Annotated in this window: 4 protein-coding genes and 1 pseudogene; 1 reads left to right on the forward strand and 4 read right to left on the reverse strand. The window is 72.8% G+C overall.

Features of this window, described 5'->3' with window-relative positions; all coding sequences use genetic code 11:
• The 3 genes from ACFQ3T_RS34765 to ACFQ3T_RS34775 all read right to left on the reverse strand — a co-directional run.
• A partial coding sequence (locus ACFQ3T_RS34765; RefSeq protein ID WP_380730080.1) for a serine/threonine-protein kinase occupies positions 1 to 909 on the reverse strand: 909 nt, incomplete at its 3' end.
• A gap of 23 nt (positions 910 to 932) precedes the next feature.
• On the reverse strand, positions 933 to 1,343 hold the full coding sequence (locus ACFQ3T_RS34770; protein ID WP_380730082.1) for an SsgA family sporulation/cell division regulator: 411 nt from the start codon (positions 1,341 to 1,343) through the stop codon (positions 933 to 935).
• A 182-nt stretch (positions 1,344 to 1,525) separates the two neighbouring features.
• The gene (locus tag ACFQ3T_RS34775; protein ID WP_380730084.1) at positions 1,526 to 2,449 is read right to left on the reverse strand and encodes a DMT family transporter; all 924 of its coding nucleotides are present in this window, start codon (positions 2,447 to 2,449) and stop codon (positions 1,526 to 1,528) included.
• Positions 2,450 to 2,524: 75 nt separating this feature from the next.
• Between ACFQ3T_RS34775 and ACFQ3T_RS34780 the strand changes: the two genes are divergently transcribed.
• Positions 2,525 to 3,421: a LysR family transcriptional regulator gene (locus ACFQ3T_RS34780; protein WP_380730086.1), complete on the forward strand. Its 897-nt coding sequence runs from the start codon at positions 2,525 to 2,527 to the stop codon at positions 3,419 to 3,421.
• A gap of 48 nt (positions 3,422 to 3,469) precedes the next feature.
• Here ACFQ3T_RS34780 and ACFQ3T_RS34785 read toward each other — a convergent pair.
• Positions 3,470 to 4,074, reverse strand: a pseudogene (locus ACFQ3T_RS34785) (serine/threonine-protein kinase); the annotation flags it as partial.

Consider the following 4,074-nt stretch of genomic DNA (forward strand, 5'->3'; position numbering starts at 1 on the left):
GACCTCCCGAGGGCTCCCGGGGCCGCCTGCGGGGGCCTGGGCCGCCTTGCGGCGTCGTTCGCGCGGCACGGGCGGCTTGACCGCCTCACGGCGCCCCGACGACTCCTCGGTGAGCAGTTCGGCGGCCTCCGCGGCGGCCGGGCGGGCCTCCGGGGCGGTGGCGAGCATCCTGGTCAGCACGTCGGTGAGCGGTCCGGCGCGGGTCGCGGGCTCGACCTTGCCCAGCGCGGCCCGGTAGAGCAGTCCGAAGCTGTTGTCGCTGAGGCCGTAGGGCGACTGGCCCTCGGTGGCCGCGTACAGCGTCGCGCCCAGCGAGAACACGTCGGACGCCGCGTCCGGCTGCTCGCCGCGCGCCACCTCGGGCGCGAGGTACGCGGGGGTGCCGGTGATCATGCCGCTGCCGGTGAGCGTGCCGTCGCCCGCGGCGCGGGAGATGCCGAAGTCGGTGAGCTTGACCGTGCCGTCCTCGCCGATGAGGACGTTGGACGGCTTCACGTCCCGGTGCACGATGCCCGCCGCGTGGGCCGCGGCCAGCGCTCCGGCCAGCCGGCCGCCGATCCGGGCCGTCTCGGCCGGGCTCAGGCCACCGCGCGCCGCCAGCACCGCGGCGAGGCTGGGCGCGGGCACGTACTCCATGACCAGCCAGGGCCGGTCGTCCTCGAGCACCACGTCGAAGATCGTGACGGCGTCGGGGTGCTGGAGCCGGGCGGCGTTGCGCGCCTCGCGCATCGCCCGTGCCCCGGCCACCCGGGCCTCCTCGGAGGTCACGTCCGGCCGGCGGAACTCCTTCACCGCCACCTCGCGGTCGAGCAACTCGTCCCGCGCCCGCCAGACCACACCCATGCCGCCGCTGCCGATCGGCTCGACCAGCGCGTACCTACCGCCTACCGTCCCCCCGGACCGCGTCACAGCCTGGAGGTTAGGCGATGAGGTCAGTTGGTCGAGACCAACTTGGCCAGTTCGCGGTCGAAGTCGATCCACAGGTCCTCCTCGCCGGGCTGGACCACGTCGTAGGTGAGGTCCAGGAACTCGGCGATGTCCTCCGCGTCGGCGGAGAGGATCGCGAAGCCCGTCGGGGCGTTCAGCTCCACCAGGACCCGCTCCGGGTCGTCGGCGGCAGGCCGGACGAGGATGTCGCCCTCGCCCGACGCGGTGAGCAGGCCGTCCGCGAGCAGGTCGCGGGCGAAGATCCACTCGACCTTGCCCTGGCCGGTGTGGAACAGCACGGCCACGGCGTACGGGTCCTCCGGCTCGTAGTGGAGTTCGGCCCCCACCGGCGCCGGAGCCACGCCCGGGACGAGGAGGTGGAACGTCGTCGCGATGGTGATGCTCTCGTTGCTCATGTCCTGAGGGTTCCCTTCCGGAGTCGTCCCTTGCATTGAGGAGACGTCCGAGAAGGCGATTCGGGACGTGGTTCGCGTGAACACCACGCGATCGGGGGAGACCTGCGTCTCAAGACCACCCATTTGCCCAGGACAGCTGTCTCAACTGGCCGTACCGGCGAGTAACAGGCGGTTAGCGCAGGTCACTTGAGCGTAGTCACGGGCTTCTCCGGCAGCGGCACGATCGCCGTCGCGGGCTGCATCCGGGTCAGCGCGACGCCGACGAGCACCACGACCATGCCGACCACGACGCGGACGTTGAGCGCCTCGTCGAGGAACAGCGCGCCGAGCAGCACCGAGACCACCGGCAGCAGGTAGCCGACCATCGTGGCGTTGGTGGGGCCCTCGTCCTCGATGACGCGGTAGTTGAGGACGAATGCCACGCCGGTGCCGAACACGCCGAGGATCGCCACCGCCACGAGCGGCTGCCAGGACAGGTGCACCGGCTGCAACCCCGCCACGGGCACCACCAGAGCCGTCATGCCGGCCGCGGCGACGAGCTGCGTGGACGAGATCTGCATGGGCGTGAGGCCGCGGCCGGACACCTTGCGGCCGATGTAGGCGTAGCTCACGGCGTACGAGGCGGCGGCGGCCAGGCACGCGAGCGCGCCCCAGCCGGCCAAACCCGCCTTCTGCCACGGCGCGAAGATGAGCAGCACGCCGGCGAAGCCGAGGCCGAGGCCGACGAACCGGGCCGGGTTGCGCTGCCGCTCGGTGCCCAGGGCGAGGCCGATGCCCAGCGCCCACAGCGGCGTGGTGGCGTTGAGCACACCGGCGACACCGGAGTCCACGGTTTCCTCGCCCAGGGCGAACAGCGCGAACGGCACGGCGCTGCCGAACAGCGCGGCGAAGCCGAGGTGCAGCCAGGACGTCCGGTCGCGGGGCAGCCGCTGCTTGTTCCCGTACACGAGCACGACCAGCACCGTCGCGCCCAGGACGGTGCGGACGAGCGTGATCTGGATCGGCGAGAGGCCGGTCAGGGCGATCTTGATCCACAGGAAGCTGGAACCCCAGAGCAGGGCCAGGACACCCATCCTGATCAGCGTGCCAGGCTTGTTCACGGGCATACCTTGCGCGATGCGAAGCATCAGCACAAGTGAAATCAACTGCACGACCTTTAAGCACAGCTGTAAGGTGGCGTCATGTTGGACGTGCGACGCATGCAGGTGCTGCGGGCCGTGGTCACCACCGGCTCCATCACCGCCGCCGCGGTGAACCTCGGGTACACGCCCTCGGCCGTCAGCCAGCAGGTCGCGGCCCTCGAACGGCAGGCCGGGCTGCCCCTGCTGGACCGCGTCGGGCGGGGCGTGCGGCCGACCGTCGCGGGCCGGGTGCTCACCGAGCACGCCGCGCACATCACCGACCGGCTGGTCGAGGCCGAGGCGGCGCTTGCCGACCTCCGCGCCGGCCGCACCGGACGGCTGCGCGTGCGCTACTTCGCCACCGCGGGCGCGGCCCTCGTGCCGCCCGCCGTGGCCGCGTTCCGGGCCGGGCACGCCGACGTCCAGCTCGACCTCAAGCTCACCGAGCCGGACGACCCGATGGTCGAGGTCGAGGCGGGCCGCGCCGACGTGGCCATCGTCGTGCACCACCGGGACACCGAGCCGCCGCGCGGCGTGCACGTCGTGCACCTGCTCGACGACCCGTACCTCGCCGTGCTGCCGCGCGGCCACGAGCTGACCCGCAAGCGCGTCGTGGACCTCGCCGACCTGGCGGACGAGCAGTGGGTGGACGCCGTGACGCCACCCGGGCCGTGCCGCGACATCGTGGTCGACGCCTGCGCGGGCGCCGGGTTCGCGCCCAACGTCGTGGTCGAGGCGGACGACTACCCGACCGCCCAGGGCTTCGTCGCGGCCGGCCTCGGCGTGACGATCGTGCCCAAGCTCAGCCTCGGCGTCGTCCACCCCGGCGTGGTGATCCGCAAGCTGCGCCGCCCCGAGCCGACCAGGACCATCTGCGCCGCGATCCGGGAGGATGGCGTCGGCTCGCCCGCCGTGACCAGCCTGCTGGACGCGCTGAAGGCCGCCGCGACCGCCTGACCGGGCCGACCGGGCCGACCGCCTGACCGGCGGCCAACGGGCGCGGGCCTACGCCTTGGCGAGCAGCTGCTCCTTGGAGATCAGCAGGCTGTCGTGGTCCCACTTCAGGACGACGAGCTTGCGCTCACGGCTCACCGTGCCGTCCTTCATCGTGAACGTGAGGTCGACCTCGTAGGCGAACGACTCGTTCACCCTCATACCGGTCACCTCGACCGACTTCACGAGCTTCCACCAGCCCGCGTAGCCGTCGGGGCCCCCGGCCGCCGCCTGCATGTCGGCGGTCAGCCGGCTGAAGCCCTCGTCCACGCCGTCCGGCAGCAGGGCGAAGTAGTCGCGGATCGCCTGCTCCTGCTGCTGCGCCGTCGGCTCGCCGGTGACCTTGGGCGGCGCGATGCTCGTCCTCTTCGTCGACGACGTCGACGGCTCGCCGCCCGCGGCCTGCGCCGTGGTCGTCGTCGTGAGGTCCTGCGCCTGGCCGTCGGAGCCGCCGCCGTTGGACAGCACGCTCGCCAGCAGGATGCCCACCACGGCCGCGCCCGCGATGGCGAGCGCCGTCACGACGGCGGACCGCTTGCTCTTCAACGGGCCGGCGGCGGGCCTCCGCGCGCCGCCCGGACGGGCCGGGGGCGCCGGGTTGTGGCTCGCCTGCCGCT

It is taken from the genome of Saccharothrix hoggarensis, assembly GCF_042678885.1.
In the GTDB taxonomy this organism is placed as follows: domain Bacteria; phylum Actinomycetota; class Actinomycetes; order Mycobacteriales; family Pseudonocardiaceae; genus Actinosynnema; species Actinosynnema hoggarensis.

Excerpts from the sequence above, each read along its gene's own strand:
- ACFQ3T_RS34770 (WP_380730082.1), bottom strand. The coding sequence starts at position 1,343 with ATGAGCAACGAGAGCATCACCATCGCGACGACGTTCCACCTCCTCGTC.
- ACFQ3T_RS34775 (WP_380730084.1), bottom strand. The coding sequence starts at position 2,449 with ATGCCCGTGAACAAGCCTGGCACGCTGATCAGGATGGGTGTCCTGGCC.
- ACFQ3T_RS34780 (WP_380730086.1), top strand. The coding sequence starts at position 2,525 with ATGTTGGACGTGCGACGCATGCAGGTGCTGCGGGCCGTGGTCACCACC.